Consider the following 19,049-nt stretch of genomic DNA (forward strand, 5'->3'; position numbering starts at 1 on the left):
GTCCCCCATCCGTTTCCTGCCATTCCCCGAAGGAGGCTTCTTGGCCATTCCTGTTGTCGACCCCGCCCGCTATGACCAGCAGCTCGAGGCCAAGCGCGAGCGCATCACCCGCGACTTTGCGCGCTTCTCGCCGCCGACCCTCGAGGTCTATCCCTCGCCGCCCAGTCACTACCGCCAGCGCTGCGAGTTCCGGATCTGGCACGAGGGTGACGACCTCTTCTATGCCATGTTCGAGATACAGGAGTCCGAGGCGGGCCCCGAGGAGCCGAAGAAAAAGACGAAGAGGGTGATTCGCCTCGACGAGTACCCGGTGGCCAGCCGTCGCATCAATGAGCTGATGCCGGCCCTGCTCGACGCCATCCGTGGGGTGCCCCTGCTGCGCCGCAAGCTCTTCCAGGTGGAGTTCCTCACCACGCTCGCCGGCGAGGCGCTGGTGACCCTGGTCTACCACCGCCCGCTGGACGAGGCCTGGGAGGCCGAGGCGCGCCGCCTCCAGGAGACGCTCGGGGTGATGATCATCGGGCGCGCCCGCAAGCAGCGTCTGGTGCTCGAGCGCGACCACGTCTGGGAGCGCCTGACGGTGGAGGGGCGCGAGTTCGTCTACCAGCAGGTGGAGAACAGCTTCACCCAGCCCAATGCCGAGATCTGCCGCTCGATGCTCGCCTGGGCGCGGGAGGTGACCCGGGGCAGCCAGGCCGGCGACCTGGTGGAGCTCTACTGCGGCAACGGCAACTTCACCGTCGCGCTGGCCGAGAACTTCCGCCGCGTGCTGGCCACCGAGATCTCGCGCACCTCGGTGGCCAGCGCCCGCGAGAACCTCGCCGCCAACGGCCTCGACAACGTCACCGTGGGACGCATGTCGGCCGAGGAGTTCGCCGCGGCCCTCCAGGGCGAGAAGGGCGGCCGGCGGGTGGCCGAGTGGGCCCTGGACGACTACGACTTCACCACCGTGCTGGTGGATCCGCCCCGCGCCGGACTGGACGAGGCCAGCTGCCGCCAGCTCAGCGGCTATGAGCGCATCGTCTATATTTCATGTAATCCGGATACGCTGGCGGACAACCTGGAGCGACTGACCGAGACCCACGCCATCACCCGTTTCGCGCTGTTCGACCAGTTTCCCTGGACCCACCACTGCGAGTGCGGGGTGCTGCTGGAGCGGCGCGACTGACCGGGTCGCGGGGCGTGCCTGTCAAGTGGCGATGCCCAACCGTCATGCTCCATGAGCATGTTGGCATCCCGGTGGGGCCGGTGCGGAGAGTGGCGTAAGCTGGCGACAGGGCGCCCGGGGCGGGCGCCATGTCGAACACTTCCGGTCGCTGTCGCGGCCCAAGGCACGAGGTGAAGGATGCTGCATGTTGCGAACAATGACGCCAGACAGGGCTTTCTCAAGCAGCTTACCGAGCGGCTGAGCACCCGACTCGAGGAGCGCAAGGCGGCGGAGGTGGGCGCCTTCGCCCGCTACTTCTACGCCTCCGTGCCCTTCGATGACCTCGAGGATCGCCGCCTGGACGACCTCTACGGGGCCACCCTGTCGGTCTGGCACTTCCTCCAGCAGTTCGACGCCGCCTCCCCCAAGGTGCGGGTCTTCAACCCCGACTACGAGGAGCATGGCTGGCAGTCGTCCCACACCTTCGTGGCGGTGCTGCATGAGGACATGCCCTTCCTGGTGGACTCGGTGCGCATCGAGCTCAATCGTCGCGGCATCACCGTGCATGCCATTCACAATGCCGTGCTGGCCACCGAGCGCGGCACAGACACTCGCCTGACTCGGGTCGCCTCGCCCCGCGATGCCGATGCGCCGAGCGGCCGGGAGTCGCTGATCGTCATCGAGATCGACCGCCACTCCGACCCGGCCGCGCTGGCCGAGCTCCAGGCCAGCCTGCACGAGGTGCTGGTGGACGTGCGCACGGCGGTCACCGACTTCGAGCCGATGCGCGAGCAGGTCAAGGCCGCTCTGGAGGAGCTGCGCGCCGCCTGTCCGGCCCAGATCGATCCGGAGGACCACCGCGAGGCGATCGCCTTCGTCGAGTGGCTGCTGCACGACAACTTCACCTTTCTCGGCTACGACGCCTATCAGGTCACTGCGAAGGGCGGCCAGCAGCAGCTGGTCAAGGCCAAGGGCAGCGAGCTGGGGGTCTTCCGGCTCGACCAGCCGCGCTATCGCGAGCGCATCCGCACCGAGCTCGGCGTCGAGAATGGCGAGTTCGTGCTGGTGCCGGAGCTGCTGTCGTTTGCCAAGAGCGCCCACCACGCCCGGGTGCATCGCCCGACCTACCCTGACTACATCTCCATCGACCGCTACGATGAGCAGGGCAACCTGATCGGCGAACACCGCTTCCTGGGCCTGTTCACCGCCACCGTCTACAACGAGTCGCCGCGCAACGTGCCGATCCTGCGCCGCCGGCTCAAGGCGGTCATGGAGATCGCCGGCTTCAACCCCAAGGGGCACAACGGCAAGCAGTTGCTGCAGATCCTCGAGGTCTATCCCCGCGACGACCTCTTCCAGATCGACACCGACGAGCTGGCCGAGACCGCGCTGGGCATCCTCAGCATCCGCGAGCGGCGCCGGGTGCGCCTGTTCATCCGCGAGGACCGCCCCGGGCGCTTCTACTCCTGCCTGGCCTACATCCCGCGGGATGTTTTCTCCACCGAGCTGCGCGTGCGCATCCAGAACCTGCTCTGCGAGGAGCTCGATGCCACCTTCGGCGACTTCAACACCTACCTCTCGGAGTCGGTGCTGGCCCGCATCCAGTTCATCCTGCGCTTCCAGGGCGACCGGCCGGTGGAGTATGACGTCAGGCGGCTCGAGGCCAAGGTGGCCCAACTGGCCCGCAACTGGCGCGACGACCTGCAGGCCGCCAGCATCGAGGGCTTCGGCGAGGAGCAGGCCAACCGTCTGATGGACCGCTTCCGCGATGCCTTCCCGGCCAGCTATCGCGACGACTTCAGCGCCCGCACCGCCGTCTACGATCTGCAGCATATCAGCGAGCTGGACGATGGCGCACCGCTGTCGCTGTCGCTCTACCGGCTGGTGGAGGAGGAGGGTAGCGGGGTCAACCTCAAGCTGTTCCATCGCGACAAGCCGATTCCGCTCTCCGATGTGCTGCCGATGATGGAGAACCTCGGCCTGCGGGTGATCGGCGAGCGTCCCTACGAGATCGAGGCCAGCGATGCCGTCTACTGGATCCACGACTTCGACCTGGAGCACCACACCAGCGTCGAGGTGAACCTCCAGGAGATGCGCGAGCCCTTCATCGAGGCCTTCCAGCGCATCTGGACCGGCGAGGCGGACAACGACGCCTTCAACCGGCTGATCATCGGCGCCAACCTGACCTGGCGTGAGGTAGCCATGCTGCGCGCCTATGCGCGTTATATGAAGCAGATCCGCTTCGGCGTCTCCCAGGAGTACATGGCCAACACCCTCGCCAGCCACCCGGAGATCACCCGCGAGCTGGTGACCCTCTTCGAGCTGCGCTTCGACCCAGAGGAGCGTCCCGCCGAGGGCGAGGAGGCGGCCTGCGTGGAGCGTATCCAGCGTCTGCTGGATGATGTCGCCAGCCTCAACGACGACCAGCTGCTGCGCCGCTACATGGAACTGATCCGCGCCACCCTGCGCACCAACTACTACCAGCGGCGCGCCGACGGCGGGGTCAAGGACTACATCGCCGTCAAGCTGGAGCCGTCGAAGGTCACCGGCATGCCCAAGCCACGCCCGGCCTTCGAGATCTTCGTCTGCTCGCCGCGCCTCGAGGGCGTTCACCTGCGCTGCGGCAAGGTGGCCCGCGGCGGCCTGCGCTGGTCCGATCGCCACGAGGACTTCCGCACCGAGGTGCTCGGCCTGGTCAAGGCCCAGCAGGTCAAGAACTCGGTGATCGTACCGGTGGGCGCCAAGGGGGGGTTCGTCTGCAAGCGCCTGCCCGAGGGCGATCGCGAGGCCTATCAGCGCGAGGGGATCGAGTGCTACAAGACCTTCATCCGCGCGCTGCTCGACGTGACCGACAACCTCAAGGGGGGCGAGGTGGTGCCGCCCCAGGCGGTGGTGCGCCACGACGAGGATGACCCCTACCTGGTGGTGGCGGCGGACAAGGGCACCGCCACCTTCTCCGATATCGCCAACGAGATCTCCGCTGAGTATGGCCACTGGTTGGGCGACGCCTTCGCCTCCGGGGGCGCCAACGGCTACGACCACAAGAAGATGGGTATCACCGCCAAGGGGGCCTGGGAGTCGGTCAAGCGCCACTTCCGCAACCTCGGCGTGAACACCCAGCAGGACGAGTTCACCGTGGTGGGCATCGGCGACATGAGCGGCGACGTCTTCGGCAACGGCATGCTGCTTTCCGACCGCATCCGCCTGGTGGGGGCCTTCAACCACCTGCATATCTTCGTTGATCCCGACCCCGACGCCGCGGCGACCTTCGCCGAACGCCAGCGCTTGTTCGAGATGCCGCGCTCCAGCTGGGAGGACTTCGATGCCTCGCTGATCTCCGAGGGGGGCGGCGTCTTCAAGCGCAGCGCCAAGTCGATCCCGATCTCGCCCCAGATGAAGCGCCTCTTCGGCATCCGGGAGGAGCGGCTCTCGCCCAGCGAACTGATCCGCGCCATGCTCAAGTCCGAGGTCGACCTGATCTGGAACGGCGGCATCGGCACCTACGTCAAGGGCAGCGAGGAGAGCGACGCCCAGGTGGGCGACAAGGCCAACGACGCCCTGCGCATCGATGGTCGCGAGCTTAACTGCCGGGTGGTGGGCGAGGGCGGCAACCTCGGCTTCACCCAGCGCGGCCGCATGGAGGCCGCCGCCCGCGGCGTGCGCATCAACACCGACTTCATCGACAACGCCGGAGGGGTCAACTGCTCCGACCATGAGGTCAACATCAAGATCCTCATCGACGAGGTGGTCAAGCGCGGCGACATGACCGAGAAGCAGCGCAACCAGCTGCTCGCCGACATGACCGACGAGGTCGCCGAGCTGGTGCTGCGCGACAACTACCGCCAGACCCAGGCGCTGGACCTGGCCGAGATCATCTCCCGGGAAGGGATCGGCCCCTATCGCCGCTTCATCAGCGAGCTCGAGGCTCAGGGGCTGCTGGATCGCGAGCTGGAGTTCCTGCCCGCCGACGAGGTGCTCGAGGAGCGCGCCGCCAACCAGCAGGGCATGCTGCTGCCGGAGCTCTCGGTGCTGATCTCCTATGCCAAGCGCGTGCTCAAGGGCGACCTGATCGCCTCCGAGGTGCCCGATGATCCGGTCATGGAGCGCCACGTGGAGTGGATCTTCCCCGCGGTGCTGGTGGAGCGCTACCGCGACGAGATGTACGAGCATCGCCTCAAGCGCGAGATCGTGGCGACCCAGGTGGCCAACGACCTCGTCGACCATATGGGCATCGTCTTCGTGCGTCGGCTGATCGACTCCACCGGGGCCAGTCGCGCCGAGATCGCCCGCGCCTATGTGATCGCCCGGGAGGTGTTCCAGCTCGACAGCCTGTGGCAGCAGATCGAGGCCCTGGACAACCGGGTGCCGAGCGCAGTGCAGTACGGCATGATGATCGACCTGATGCGCCTGATCCGCCGCGCGACCCGCTGGTTCCTACGCGCCCGGCTGGGAATGGAGACCCGCGAGACCATCGAGTACTTCACCCCGCGCCTGGCCCAGCTCCAGGAGGGCATCGGTAAGCGGCTGCGCGGTGAGGAGCTCAAGGCCTGGGAGGCGCGCCGCGCCGAGCTCATCGAGGCCGGCGTGCCCGAGGCGTTGGCCGGCGCCTCGGCGGCGGCCGCCAGCCTCTATGCCGGGCTCGGTATCATCCAGGCGGCCCGCCAGGCCGGTGAGAAGCCTCAGCGGGTCTCCGAGGTGTTCTACGAGATCGGCGATCGCCTGAAGCTGCCGTGGCTGATCGGCCAGATTACCGACCTCAAGGTGCGCGACAGCTGGCAGGCCCAGGCCCGCGACACCTTCCGCGACGACGTCGACCGCCAGCAGCTGGCGCTCACCGTCAGCGTGCTGCGCATGGAGGGCGGCGCTCGGGAGGCCGGCGAGCGGGTCGATCAGTGGCTTGAGCTGCACGCCGGCATGCACAGCCGCTGGTGCAAGCTGCTCGAGCAGGTGGGCAGCGGTGGCCAGGGTGGCTTCCCGCTGTTTGCCGTGGTCGTGCGCGAGCTGGTGGACCTGGCGGAGAGCAGCCAGGAGAGCTGAGCTCGCCCTGCCTTCGGAGTCGACGCACCCCGCCGCCTGGCGGGGTGCGTCGTCATGGGGCGGGGGCGCTGCTATACTCCTGCGCCGACACGTCTAGCCCCTCGCCGCCTGGAGACGCCATGTATTCCCTCGCCCGCTCGATCCTCTTTCGCCTCGATGCCGAGACCGCCCACGGGGTGGCGCTGAAGGGGCTCGATCTGGCCGGGCGCCTGGGGCTGGCGGGCCGCCTCGGCGGCGAGCGCGTCGAGGACCCGGTTGAGCTGATGGGACTGCGCTTTCCCAACCGGGTAGGCCTGGCGGCCGGCCTCGACAAGAACGCCGACCACCTCGACGTCCTGGGGGCGCTGGGCTTCGGCTTCGTCGAGGTCGGCACCGTGACCCCGAAGCCCCAGGCGGGCAATCCGCGGCCGCGGCTCTTCCGGCTGCCCGAGGCCGGCGCCATCATCAACCGCATGGGCTTCAACAATGCCGGGGTCGACCACCTGGTCGAGAAGGTCAGGGCGAGCCGCTATGACGGCGTGATCGGCATCAACATCGGCAAGAACCTCACCACGCCGGTGGAGCAGGCGGTGGACGACTACCTCGCCTGCCTGCGCAAGGTGCATGCCCATGCCCACTACATCACCGTGAACATTTCCTCGCCCAACACCCCGGGGCTGCGCAACCTGCAGTTCGGCGAGCAGCTCGATGGCCTGCTCTCGGCGCTGCGCGAGGAGGGCAGCCGGCTCGACCGCGACGGCGGCCGTCGGGTGCCGCTGGCGGTGAAGATCGCCCCGGACATGGAGGCCGAGGAGGTCGGCCTGGTGGCGCGCTGCCTGGCCGGCAACGCCATCGATGCGGTGATCGCCACCAACACCACGATCTCCCGCGAGGCGGTGGCGGGGCTGCCCCACGCCGAGGAGGCCGGGGGGCTTTCCGGCCGCCCGGTGTTCGAGGCCTCCAATGCGGTGATCCGCGAACTGCGCCGGCAGCTGCCAGAGATGCCGATCATCGGCGTGGGGGGCATCGACAGCGGCGAGGCGGCCCTTGCCAAGCGCGAGGCCGGCGCCGACCTGGTGCAGCTCTACTCGGGCTTCATCTATCGCGGCCCGGCCCTGGTGGGCGAGTGCGCCCGGGCCCTGAAGGCCCAGGCCGGCGCGCGATGAGTTGGTGAGGCACGCAAAAAGCCCGTGGTGAGTGCCACGGGCTCCATCGAGTTGGGATCTCCAGTCTATCGAGATCGGTGGGTGTGAACCCGAAAGCGGGTTGGGGTCACATCACCATGGGGTTCTTGTGGATGCCGGAGACTCCCGTCATGCCGGACCATTGATCCCCACGACCTTCACGCCAACCGCTCATCCAGTATTCGCGAAGATTGATGTCCTGGCTCGGACAGTCATCGCGAGAGCGACCTGAAATACCTGCCTTGTAGCCATGAATGTAGGCACGCTGGAAGCGATCACGTTTCTGTCGTTTCATTGGACTACCTCTTGAAAAGGTATCTAACTGGCAGGCCCCGACCGAAGGCGCGAGCCATACCCTAACGTGCCACGGGCCGGCCCTTGAAGATCGAGCCCGTTGACAGCAAACGCATGCGTGTTTCAGTAGCTACTGGGGTATTGATAGCCCACTTCGATCGGGCTTGTCGACCCCCGATTTGTAACAACCCGTTCACCTGTCTGACACGGTGGACCCCGAGAATCTGCCAAGCGGTATCGACGCGATGACACCACCACCACACGACGCCACGCTGGATCTCCTGGCCACCTGCCCCCAGGGGCTCGAACTGCTGCTGGCCGAAGAGCTCGCCGCCCTGGGCGCCGAGCCCGGCAAGACCACGGTCGGCGGGGTGAACCTGCGCGCCGACCTCGCCGGCGCCTACCGCGCCTGTCTGTGGTCGCGGCTGGCCAACCGGGTAGTGCTCTGCCTGGCCAGGGAGGAGAGCATCGAGACCCCGGAGCAGCTGCGTGCCGCGGTGGCGGCCATCGACTGGTCACGCCACCTGGCGCCCGGCGCGACGCTGGCGGTGGATTTCCATGGGCGCAGTGAGGCCATTCGTCACACCCGCTTCGGCGCCCAGACGGTCAAGGACGGGGTGGTCGACCGGCTGCAGGCCGCGGGGCTGGCGCGCCCCGATGTCGACCTGAAGTCCCCCGACCTGCGCCTCTATGCCCACCTGCACCGCGGGCGGCTGATCATCGGCGTGGACCTCTCCGGCGACAGCCTGCACCGCCGTGGCTATCGCCGCGACGTGGGCCATGCCCCGCTCAAGGAGAACCTGGCCGCGGCGCTGCTGGTGCGCGCCGGCTGGCCGGCCCTGGCCCGGGAGGGGCGCGCGCTGGTGGACCCGCTGTGCGGCGCCGGGACCCTGCTGATCGAGGCGGCGATGATGGCCGCCGACATGGCTCCGAACCTCGCGCGGGAGCGCTTCGGCTTCCATGGCTGGGCCGGTCACGACGAGACCCTGTGGCGTGAGCTGAAGCGCGAGGCCGAGGCGCGGGCCAGCATTGGTCGCAAGCGCTGCCGCTCGCACTTCCATGGCTTCGACCAGAGCCCGGCGGCGCTCGCCGCGGCCCGGGCCAACGCCATGCGCGCCGGCATCCCGGCGCTGATCACCCTGACCGGGGCGGGGCTGGCCCAGCTGGCGCGTCCTGAGGGCCTGGGCGTTGAACCGCCTGGCCTGGTGATCACCAACCCGCCCTACGGCGAGCGGCTCGGCGAGCTGCCGGAACTGGTCGGCCTCTATGCGCAGCTGGGCGAGCGAGTGCGCGCGGCCTTTCCCGGGTGGCGGCTGGCGGTCTTCACCGCCAACCCTGACCTCGGCCACCGCATCGGCCTGCGTGCCCACAAGCAGTATGCCCTGCGCAACGGGCCGCTCGAGGCCAAGCTGCTGCTCATGGAGGTCACCGAGGCCGATGGCCCAGCGTCAGGGGAGGGCACCGCCCCGCGTCGCTCCGAAGGGGCGCAGATGTTCGCCAACCGGCTGGAGAAGAACCGCAAGCGCCTGAAGAAGTGGCTCAAGCAGAGCGGCGAGCGCTGCTATCGGCTCTATGATGCCGACATGCCGGAGTACGCCCTGGCCGTTGATCTCTATGGCGATCGGGTCCATGTGCAGGAGTATGCCGCGCCCCGCTCCATCGATGCCGCCCAGGCCCAGAAGCGCCTGTTCGAGGCGCTGGCGGTGATCCCCGAGGTGCTCGAGGTCGACCCGACGCGGGTGGTGGTCAAGCGCCGCGAACGCCAGAGCGGCCGCGCCCAGTACCAGAAGCAGGCGGCCAGCGGCGAGCGCTTCGAGGTGCGCGAGGGCCGCGCCCGGCTGTGGGTCAATCTGCGCGACTACCTCGACACCGGCCTGTTCCTGGACCACCGTCCGGTGCGCCGGATGCTGGGCGAGATGGCGCCGGGCAAGCGCTTCCTCAACCTCTTCTGCTACACGGCCACCGCCACCGTGCAGGCGGCGCTGGGGCCGCGTGGCGCCGAGGGGTGCGCCGGTGCCAGCGACAGCGTCAGCGTGGATCTCTCCAACACCTATCTGGAGTGGGCGCGGGACAACTTCGCCCTCAACGGCCTCGACCCGAGCCGCCACCGGGTGGTACGCGACGACTGCCTGCGCTGGCTCGAGACGGCGGGGGCCGAGTTCGACCTGATCTTCATGGACCCGCCCACCTTCTCCAACTCCAAGAAGATGGAGGGGACCCTCGACGTGCAGCGCGACCACGGGCGCCTGGTGCGCCTGGCCATGGCCCGCCTGGCGCCGGGTGGCACCCTGGTGTTCTCCAACAACCAGCGCCGCTTCACGCTGGACGCCGACCTGGCCGAGCACTACGCGGTGGACGACATCTCGGCGAAGACCTTCGACCCGGATTTCAAACGCAATCCCGACCTGCACCACGTCTTCCTGATTCGTCACCGGGAGGCGCGCGCATGATCCGGCTGACCCTTTACACCACCCTGGGGTGCCATCTGTGCAGCCAGCTCGAGGCGCTGCTGGGCCACCTCAGCCGCGAGCCGGTGGCCCTGGATCGGGTCGAGATCAGCGAGGATGATGCCCTGGTCGAGCGCTACGGGGTACGCATCCCGGTGCTGGCGGATGCCGAGGGGAAGGAGCTGGACCGCGGCTTCGAGGCGCCACGGCTGGCGGCCTGGCTGGCCGAGCGGGACTGGCTGGATGACGACGCCTGGGAGGTCCTGCACCGCCAGCTGGCGGGCGAGGAGCCGACCCGCGAGGTACACGGGGCCGAGATGCGCAACGGTCGGCGCTACCTGGGATAGCGTCCTACAGGGCGTCCAGCAGCGACAGCTGGCTGACCGCCTCGCGTCCCTCGGGGCTTTCGTCCTCGACCTCCAGCACCTTGCGAAAGCCCCGGGAGGCCTGGATGGTGGCCTCGTCGGCCAGCCACATCAGCGCCTGGTCATGATCGTCGGCCAGCTGGTGCTTGAGGCCCCCGAACTGGGTGCCGATCTGCCCCCAGGCGCGACTGAAGATCCAGTCGCCGAACATGTCCTGGTGGATATGCACCAGCACATAGTCGTGGTCGGTTTCCCAGCGGACGATCATCGAGGCTCCTGAGATGCAGAGGCTCCCCGTGGCGGCGGGGGAGTGGTAGGTTGGGGCGTATTGTAATCGCCTGAGAAGTGGGAACAAGAGACCATGCGAATCCTTGTCGATGCTAACGTCCCCGCCGCCGAGGCCTGCTTCGGTTCGCTGGGCGAGCTTGTCCGCCGGCCCGGGCGGGAGATCACCGCCGATGACCTGGTCAACGTGGACGCCCTGGTGGTGCGCTCCATCACCCGGGTAGACGAAGCGCTGCTGGCCCGAGCGAACCGGCTGCGCTTCGTGGGCACCTGCACCATCGGCACCGACCATATCGAGACCGCGGTGCTCGCCGAGCGCGGTATCGCCTTCGCCAGTGCCCCGGGCTGCAACGCCGAGGCGGTGGTGGATCATGTGCTCGGCAGCCTCGCCACCCTGGCCGAGCGCCAGGGGTGGCGGCTTGCCGAGCGGCGGGTGGGCGTTGTGGGCGCCGGCAACGTAGGCGGGCGGCTGCTGGGGCGCCTCGCCGCCATGGGCATCGACTGTCTGGCCTGTGATCCGCCCAGGGTCGCGGCAGAGAGTGCCGCGGGGCAATCTCTGTCCGGCTTCGTCGACCTCGAGACGCTGATCGATGAGTGCGACGTGCTCTGCCTGCATACCCCGCTGGTGCGCGAGGGGCCCCATGCCACCCATCACCTGCTCGACGCCGAGGCGATCGCCGAGCTGGCGCCGGGCACCGTGCTGCTCAATGCCGGCCGCGGCGACTGCGTCGACGGCGCGGCGCTGCGCCAGCGGCTGGCCGGGGAGGGCGATATCAGCGCGGTGCTCGACGTCTGGGAAAACGAGCCCGCCATCGACGCCGCCCTGTGCGACCTGGCCGAGATCGCCACGCCCCATATCGCCGGCCACAGCCTGGACGGCAAGCGGCGCGGCACCCATATGGTCTACCGAGCGCTCTGCCGTGAGCTCGGGCTCCCCGCTCGGGTCACCCTCGATGCGCTGCTGCCTTCCCCGCCCCTGCGCCGCCTGGCGCTGGGTCCGGGCCTCGAGCCCGAGGAAGCGCTGCGGCTCTGCCTCCGCGCCGTTCACGATGTGCGCCGGGACCACGACAGCCTGCGGCGTGAAAGCCGCCGTCAGGGCATGGCCAAGGGCTTCGACGCCTGCCGGGCGAACTACCCCCTGCGCCGGGAGTTTTCCACCCTGGAGGTGGAGCTGACCGAGCCCGACGCCGCCCTGGCGGCGCTATTGACGGGAGCGGGCTTTCGGCTGCTGTACGGCGATGATGGCAAGAGTCGATAGCTCATCCGAACTGCCCTTTGCATCCCTGGCGGCCCCGGCATACGCTGAAATACGGCAAGCCAGCCGAGGCGGCTGGCCAGCGAGATCAAAGAGGTGCATTACACCGCATGGATGGCAGGTGCCATGCCAGCATGCAGTGGGGCGGTAGCGTGCCTAAATGACCGAGCGAGCAAGCACGCGAATCCTTCTTATGTAGCCAAGCTATTCTTAATTTCAAAGGAAATCAGTTGGTTAGTGGAAAAGTTGCACGCTCGTTTATTGACTTGAACGAGCGCGCGCGTTCAAGTCAATAAACGAGCGTGCTGTCTAATACCTGTTAAGAGCTCAGGAGAGCATGTGAGCAAGATTGAAGAAATAAGAGCGTTACTTGATGAGCTAGAGGCAGAAACGGCCTCCGAAGACGATCAAGCATTCGCTGAAAATTTTGAGTTCCTAGAGCTGCCTGAAATTGTCTGCTCCGTTATTGATTATTTGCAGCCCGCACTGTACCCATACGAAGCTGCTGTCTACTGGCATCTGTTCAGGAAATCTGTATTGGGTGAAGGCACTCAGTACACGAGAGCTAGCGTTCGTGGGATGACTTCGGGTGTTATCACCTCATCGAGCGGCCAATCTGATGGGTTGAGCTATGGCGCTGTGCAGAAAGCGCTTAATGGGCTTGAAGAGAAAGGGGCAATATCAAAGGCAGGTGACACCACCAGAGAAGGCACCCTGTATAAAGTCCATCTTCCCGAAGAAATTGAGCTTTGCCAAGAAGCAAAGAAAGCTGCTGCGAATGAGACTCCAAGAACAGAAAGAGACTTGAAGAAAGAGCTCGATTTTTACAATGTCAGAGAAAATCGTCTGAAAGTCTTCGAGCGCGATGACTACAAGTGCCGTTATTGCTCCAAGCAACTGACCAGGTTTACCGCGACACTAGATCACGTGCAGCCAGTTTCAAAAGGTGGCGACAACTCGCTTGATAATCTTGTCACTGCCTGTCTGCACTGCAATTCCCAACGCGGAAATAGGCCGGTAATGGACATCATAGATGAAAAGCGCTCTTAACAATCGGCTGCACGGCGACCAGTTTTCCGCTGCTTCGCAGCTCCAAACCGGCGCGTGAGCCGGGCGTTAAGAGGCAAAGACTGTGGAAATCGTTCCTCTGGCTGACAAGAAAGATTTTATTGCGGAGTTGGCGGAGCTCCACCATTCAGAGTGGAAGCATTTGAACCCCTCGCTTACTCTGGAAGGTCGAACCGAAGCAATCTCCAAAGCTGCAGGACGAGAGGGTATTCCTTCAATCTTTGTTGCTGTGTCAGGGGGTCAGCTTGTTGGTTCGGCTGCTCTAGTACAGAATGACATGGACACTAAACCGGATTTGTCCCCTTGGCTGGCTGCCGTTTATGTCAAAGAGTCTTTCCGGCATCACGGAATAGCAACTGAATTGATTGCTCGGTGCGAAAATGAGGCAGTTCGTTCCAATGCTGATACCTGGTACCTCTACACTGAGTTCGCCTCAAAACTTTATGAGAAGCTCGGGTGGCGCTATCTGGAAAAATGCGAATATAAGGGAGTTACGGTCGATGTCATGTGCAAGCAAATTGCCTCTTAACCAGCGCAGGCACAGCGACGGCCTTTTCGTTGCGGCTGCGCCTCCACTACAAGGCCGCGCGTGCTGCGGGCGTTATGCGCAAAAGGAGGAGGTGTGCATCATTTAGCAGCCCAATGGATTGTGGGGTTACTGAGAGGTATGAATATCCCCTTTCTGATCTGTGGAGGACTCGCTGCAAAGGGCTATGGCTCTGAGCGTGATCTGAATGACATCGACCTATTCGTTTCTGGGGAACACTTTTCGTCAGTGGTCCAGGCCGGCCAGGAGTTTGTATCCAAAGCAGCCGCTCACCGCCAAGAGGAAGGCTGGGATCTAACCTACGTCCAGTTCAAGTATGAAGGTATTAAAGTGGAGGTAGGTAACGCTGACGGACCTCGAATCTTCGATGCATACAACAAGACTTGGGTTCCGCTCAACATAGAATTTTCTCGCTATGCGAGAGTGCATTTTCTGGGTCTTGAGCTTCCCCTTATGTTGAAGGAAGATCTGATCCGGTATAAATCTGCGCTTTCACGGCCGGTGGATATCGAGGATATCCGTGCCATCCGAGAGAGCGCATAACCAAGCCATGCACCGGATGCCAAAACCTCTGCTTCGCGCCGGTTTTATAACCAGTGATGGCGGGCGTTATATGATACAGAAAACGACTACTTGCGAAAAATAATGAACCAAGATGATTTCAAAGAGATTTCACCCAATCCTCAAAAAGGATTGTATAGCCCAGAACATGTGATTTCCGGTATTCCTATCCCGAAAGCGAAGCGCGTGCAGCTATTTGGTGCGGACGAGTGGGAGGAATTCACCGAGGAATGGGCTTCATCGCTTGAAAACTTCTATCATTGCGTCAAACGATTTGCTGGTGCAGGCGACAAAGGACTAGACGTCGTTGGTTTTATCGCCTCTAGCCAGTTTAGTGATGGCTGGGACAACTACCAGTGTAAGTTTTACGATAAGCCGTTAGCTCCTTCCGATGTCTGGGTTGAGTTAGGTAAGATTATTTACTTTACGCATTGCGGTGAATATACGTCACCGCGAAAGTATTACTTTGTTGCTCCGAAGCAAATCGGGACGAAGCTGGGCAAGCTACTCGCGAATGCTCCAAAATTAAAAGAAGAGCTCAAATATAACTGGGAAAAACATTGCGAAGATGGCATTACCTCTACAGCCAAAATAAAGCTCGAGGGCGAGCTCCTTACCCATTTAGAGAGATTTGATTTTACCATATTCGACTCCGTATCACTTGTTCGAATGATTGAACAACATGCCTCCACGCCTTTTCATTCCGTAAGATTTGGTGGAGGGCTAGCCACACGCCCCGAACCTGAAATACCGCCAGAAGATACTGTATCTATGGATCATCGTTACGTAAGACAGTTATTACGCGTATATGCACAGTCCATTGGCGATAACCTGAAACCACCCGATCTTTCCCTGCTAGAAAAAGATGATGGCATACGGAACAATTTTCGAAGACAGCGTGAGCGCTTTTATCATGCGGAGTCCTTGCGAAACTTTTCCCGAGACACAGTTCCTCCAGGTGTCTTCGAAGCTCTTCTAGATGATGTTTTTGATGGTGTTGTGGATATTTGCGAGTCCAAGCACGACTGCGGTATGGATCGTTTAAATGCAACAATGAGCCAGGCAGCCAATGTTGCCGTTGATGCAAGCCCGCTTGCCAGCGTCACACGCACGCGGGACAAACAAGGAATGTGCCACCAACTTGTGAATGACAGTCGGTTGAATTGGGGTGAGCACGATGAGTGAAGAGCGTCAACCAAATGTCACAGTATTTAACAGTGCACTTGAGACAGGTGTTCGCTCGTTAGTCATTCTTACAGCTAATTTTCCCGTTGCTTTGGATTTGCAGCGTCTTGTTGATTTTGACTATCTGGTCGTTCATTCAGGCGATGTTAACGGCCCCGAAAGCCTCCATCCACCTCTTCCGATGAGAGAAGGTGAGCTTCTGGTTAGGCGTAAAATTATTGAGTCGGGACTTTCTTTAATGATGAGCCGTGGGCTTGTCACCAGGATTGTGAGGGCGGAAGGGATCTTTTATCAAGCAAGTGACTATGCGAAGCCATTCGTCGATTCGATGGCTACCCCTTATATGCGCATATTGATGGATAGAGCACACTGGGTTGGGGAGACTTTCGGGAATATGGACACTGCCGAGCTTCAAGATTTGATCAGCAGGTTTTTTGATAAATGGACTACCCAATTTCAACCATCCCAAGGTATAGGTGATAGTTAATCAAATGGATGAAACAATTCAAATAAGGAACATAAGCTTTCTGGGTAGTAGAGTTGCACCCGCTTTGATTGGTTTCGATCAAAACCTGAGTGTTGTATGCGGTGCATCTGATACCGGAAAATCCTTTCTTGTCGAGGCCATTGACTTCCTCCTTGGTGGTAAGGAACTACGAGGAATTCCAGAGCTGGCCGGATACGAAAAGGCGCGCATTGCTATCGAATCCTCGGAAAAAGGCCTCTGGACATTCGAACGCAGTATAGAGGGCGGTAACTACCGGATATTTAAAGGGGATATTGAAGCTGCGACTGATGCCGAGGAAAACGGCACGATGAAGATGAAACACGCAGCAGGCAGGGAGGACAATATTTCCGGTTGGCTCCTTGGCGCTATAGATTTGCTAAGCAAATATGTGCGAAAGAATGCGAATGGAGATTGCCGGTCCCTAAGTTTTCGCGACATTGCTCGACTTATCATTGTTAATGAGCAGGAAATAATTCGCCAAGATTCTCCGTTCTTAACTGGCCAATATGTTTCTAAAACTGCTGAAAAGTCTACCCTGAAACTCATGCTTACGGGGTCGGATGATAGCGCAATAGTACCAGCAGATACTCGCAAACAATCGGAGGCAAATTACCAAGCAAAAGCCGAACTTCTCGAACAGTGGATAGCTGATGTAGAGGACGAGATTACTGAACACGGCTTTGGGCGTGAAGAACTGGAAGATCAACTCGAAAAGCTAGAGAAGTCTATTTCATCTAGCAGAGAAAAGCTTCAACTGGCTCAGGCTCAGCTCAATGAAATGACCACCCAAAGACGGGAGATTGTGAATAACCGCGAGGCGATTAAGGACAGGATAGATGACATTGCCAACATGTTGGAACGCTTTGCTTTGCTGAAGGCGCAATACGTAACAGACTTGCGTCGATTGATGGCCATCGAAGAATCCGGTTCGCTTTTTGTGCACCATGAACGAGTGCCTTGCCCGCTTTGCGGCGCATTGCCTGAATCTCAACATAGTACCGAAGAGTGCGATGGCGATGTTGAGTCAATAGTCGTTGCTGCAGCAGCAGAGATGGAAAAGATCAAGAGACTGGCTAGTGATCTTGATTCTACAATTACTTCGTTGCATGACGAGTCGGCCCGTCTATCCGAAGCTCTGATTGAGATCGAAAACAAATTCAATGGCATTGATGGTAAGATTAAAAATGCCATTGCTCCAGAATTGTCAGATGTTCAGTCTGACTACGCCGTGTTTGTTGATACCCGTAGCAAAGTTGTTTCGCACCTTTCGGTATTTACCAGATTAGACAAACTCCGTGAACAAAGAGAAGAATTATTCGGAGACGAGAACGAAGCGGAAACAGGTAATCACAAGATTGCCGCGAGGCTATCGACCCAAGTCCTACATGATTTCTCTAAAACGGTAGAACGAATACTTGTGGCTTGGGACTTTCCCGATACAGGCAGTGTTTATTTTGACGAAACTGCTATGGATTTTGTCATCAATGGTAAGCTTCGTGGCAACAGAGGCAAAGGCCTCAGAGCGATAACGCACGCCGCCGCCACTTTAGGGTTGCTCGAATTTTGTAAAGAGCGCTCGCTCCCTCACCCGGGGTTTGTTGTACTTGATTCACCTTTGCTCGCCTACTACAAGCCGGAGGGCGAGGGCGATAGCCTTCAGGGCACGACTCTTAAACAAAAATTTTATAAATATCTGATCGAAGAACATTCCGACAGCCAAGTCATTATCGTTGAAAACGAGCATCCGCCAGAGTCTTTTGAAGGCCAGCTTGGGCTGACGGTATTTACGAAGAATCCTCAGTATGGTCGTTTCGGCCTCTTTCCTTTAAAAGAAAGACAAGAGTAAATGTAAGTAAATGGGACGGCGCTAGCTTGTAAATGTTCATAGGTGTGCAAGTGTATATCATGCGTATAACAAAGTGCTGCACACGGACAAATTTCCCGCTGCGCTCTAAATTTGCCGGTGAGCACAGCGTTGAACTAAACCGCTTCGCGGTAGCTGTCGTCGAATCCTGTCTCTCGCTTTACCGAACCACACTGTTCATTGACCCCCGAGGGTCACTGAACAGGAGTGACGACGATGACTGCCTTACGACAGGCGATGATTGAGGCCATGCGTCAGCATGGCTTCGCACAACGCACCCAGCATACCTACCTGATGGTGATCACTGACCTGGCGCGCTATTTCCACCGACCGCCAGACACATTGAGCCCTGACGACCTGCAGCGCTTCTTCAACCACCTGGTTCAGGAGCGCGGTTTGTCAGCCGCCAGCTGCCGCGTCTATCTGCACGGCGTGCGATTCCTGTACCTCCACGTGTTGCACTGGCCGTCGGTTGAGGTATCGCCCGTGGTGCCGAAGACACCGCAACGGATTCCGGAATTGCTGACTCGCGACGACGTCCGGCGGATCTTGGCCGCGTGCCAAAACCCCAAGCATCGCATGATGCTCGAACTGTGCTATGGCTGCGGGTTGCGCGTGAGTGAGGTCTGCCACCTGCGGGTCCGGGACATCGACAGCCAGCGTGGCCAGCTACGTGTCACCCAGGGTAAGGGCGCGAAGGATCGCATGGTCTTGCTCTCGGTGACCCTGCTCGATCGCCTGCGTGATTACTGGCGTGCCTACCGGCCGCCGACTTGGCTGTTTCCGAGCACGCTGTTCCCGGATCGCGCGCTGCATCCGAGCGCGCCGCAGAAGGCCTTTACCCAGGCCAAGCGCCAGGCTGGTATAGAACGGGTCGGTGGCATTCACAGCCTGCGCCATGCCTACGCCACGCATGTCCTGGAGCAGGGTATGCCCGTCCATCAGCTTCAACGGTTGCTGGGCCACCGAAGCGTCCAGTCGACGATGCGCTACCTGCACTGGCTGCCGGGCCAGCAGGGGATGAGTCAGGGCCCCATCGACCTGGTGGCCGGCCTGGAGGTGGCCCATGACTGAGACAGCCACCCTCCAACAGGCCCTGGCTCGCTTTTTCAATCCGGCCGGCCTGGATCGTCAGCGCCAACGCGTATGCCGCCATCTACTCGCCTGTCGCACCGAGGCGATGGGCGGGACGGTCTTGCAGTGTACGGACTGCGACCACACCCCAGGGAAAATGCATGAAAAACCGCTCTACGACGGGCTTCGTAGCGCTTTACCAGTAGGAGCTAATGTGGTCACCTAACGCTTTTTGCTCATGGATGACCT

Annotated in this window: 15 protein-coding genes and 1 pseudogene; 14 read left to right on the plus strand and 2 right to left on the minus strand. The window is 61.8% G+C overall.

Annotated features, from left to right (window positions below):
• Positions 1-40: 40 nt before the first annotated feature.
• The 3 genes from trmA to HIR79_RS07355 all read left to right on the plus strand — a co-directional run bounded on the left by trmA (position 41) and on the right by HIR79_RS07355 (position 7,329).
• Positions 41-1,168 carry a tRNA (uridine(54)-C5)-methyltransferase TrmA gene (gene trmA / locus HIR79_RS07345; RefSeq protein WP_169957827.1) on the plus strand — a complete coding sequence of 376 codons (1,128 nt, stop codon included), beginning with the start codon at positions 41-43 and terminating at the stop codon, positions 1,166-1,168.
• A gap of 177 nt (positions 1,169-1,345) precedes the next feature.
• Positions 1,346-6,184 (plus strand): NAD-glutamate dehydrogenase, encoded by a 4,839-nt coding sequence (locus tag HIR79_RS07350; RefSeq protein WP_169957828.1) that lies wholly within the window; start codon positions 1,346-1,348, stop codon positions 6,182-6,184.
• 119 nt (positions 6,185-6,303) lie between these two features.
• Positions 6,304-7,329 carry a quinone-dependent dihydroorotate dehydrogenase gene (locus HIR79_RS07355; protein ID WP_169957829.1) on the plus strand — a complete coding sequence of 342 codons (1,026 nt, stop codon included), beginning with the start codon at positions 6,304-6,306 and terminating at the stop codon, positions 7,327-7,329.
• 106 nt (positions 7,330-7,435) lie between these two features.
• On the opposite strand, the gene rmf is transcribed toward HIR79_RS07355, so the two are convergent.
• Positions 7,436-7,642, minus strand: coding sequence for a ribosome modulation factor (rmf, locus tag HIR79_RS07360; protein ID WP_110068206.1), 207 nt, complete (start codon positions 7,640-7,642; stop codon positions 7,436-7,438).
• Between the two features lie 244 nt (positions 7,643-7,886).
• Between rmf and rlmKL the strand changes: the two genes are divergently transcribed.
• Both rlmKL and HIR79_RS07370 read left to right on the plus strand, forming a co-directional pair.
• Entirely contained in the window at positions 7,887-10,091 is a 2,205-nt protein-coding gene (gene rlmKL, locus HIR79_RS07365; RefSeq protein ID WP_169957830.1) for a bifunctional 23S rRNA (guanine(2069)-N(7))-methyltransferase RlmK/23S rRNA (guanine(2445)-N(2))-methyltransferase RlmL, read from the plus strand.
• Positions 10,088-10,435, plus strand: coding sequence for a glutaredoxin family protein (locus HIR79_RS07370; RefSeq protein ID WP_169957831.1), 348 nt, complete (start codon positions 10,088-10,090; stop codon positions 10,433-10,435). The genes rlmKL and HIR79_RS07370 overlap by 4 nt, the downstream gene beginning before the upstream one ends.
• 4 nt (positions 10,436-10,439) lie before the next feature.
• Here HIR79_RS07370 and HIR79_RS07375 read toward each other — a convergent pair whose 3' ends face one another.
• Positions 10,440-10,721 carry a hypothetical protein gene (locus HIR79_RS07375; protein WP_110068203.1) on the minus strand — a complete coding sequence of 94 codons (282 nt, stop codon included), beginning with the start codon at positions 10,719-10,721 and terminating at the stop codon, positions 10,440-10,442.
• 93 nt (positions 10,722-10,814) lie between these two features.
• Here HIR79_RS07375 and pdxB point away from each other — a divergent pair, with 93 nt between their 5' ends.
• The 9 genes and pseudogenes from pdxB to HIR79_RS18805 form a co-directional block, all read left to right on the plus strand.
• Entirely contained in the window at positions 10,815-11,996 is a 1,182-nt protein-coding gene (gene pdxB, locus HIR79_RS07380; RefSeq protein ID WP_169957832.1) for a 4-phosphoerythronate dehydrogenase PdxB, read from the plus strand.
• Positions 11,997-12,332: 336 nt separating this feature from the next.
• Positions 12,333-13,043, plus strand: a complete 711-nt coding sequence (locus tag HIR79_RS07385) for an HNH endonuclease (RefSeq protein WP_211620976.1) — start codon at positions 12,333-12,335, stop codon at positions 13,041-13,043.
• Between the two features lie 82 nt (positions 13,044-13,125).
• On the plus strand, positions 13,126-13,590 hold the full coding sequence (locus tag HIR79_RS07390) for a GNAT family N-acetyltransferase (RefSeq protein WP_169957833.1): 465 nt from the start codon (positions 13,126-13,128) through the stop codon (positions 13,588-13,590).
• 93 nt (positions 13,591-13,683) lie between these two features.
• Entirely contained in the window at positions 13,684-14,151 is a 468-nt protein-coding gene (locus tag HIR79_RS07395) for a nucleotidyltransferase (RefSeq protein ID WP_211620979.1), read from the plus strand.
• Between the two features lie 102 nt (positions 14,152-14,253).
• Entirely contained in the window at positions 14,254-15,354 is a 1,101-nt protein-coding gene (locus HIR79_RS07400; RefSeq protein WP_169957834.1) for an ABC-three component system protein, read from the plus strand.
• Complete coding sequence (locus tag HIR79_RS07405; RefSeq protein ID WP_169957835.1) at positions 15,347-15,841, plus strand: ABC-three component system middle component 2; 495 nt, start codon at positions 15,347-15,349, stop codon at positions 15,839-15,841. The genes HIR79_RS07400 and HIR79_RS07405 overlap by 8 nt, the downstream gene beginning before the upstream one ends.
• Before the next feature lie 4 nt (positions 15,842-15,845).
• On the plus strand, positions 15,846-17,708 hold the full coding sequence (locus HIR79_RS07410) for an AAA family ATPase (RefSeq protein WP_169957836.1): 1,863 nt from the start codon (positions 15,846-15,848) through the stop codon (positions 17,706-17,708).
• 234 nt (positions 17,709-17,942) lie between these two features.
• Positions 17,943-18,800, plus strand: a complete 858-nt coding sequence (locus HIR79_RS07415; RefSeq protein ID WP_169957837.1) for a tyrosine-type recombinase/integrase — start codon at positions 17,943-17,945, stop codon at positions 18,798-18,800.
• Positions 18,793-18,990: pseudogene (locus tag HIR79_RS18805) on the plus strand (transposase zinc-binding domain-containing protein); the annotation flags it as partial. The gene HIR79_RS07415 and the pseudogene HIR79_RS18805, both read left to right, overlap by 8 nt.
• Between the last annotated feature and the right edge of the window lie 59 nt (positions 18,991-19,049).

Origin of the sequence: Halomonas sp. PGE1 (assembly GCF_013000985.1) — a bacterium.
Taxonomy (GTDB): domain Bacteria; phylum Pseudomonadota; class Gammaproteobacteria; order Pseudomonadales; family Halomonadaceae; genus Halomonas; species Halomonas alkalicola.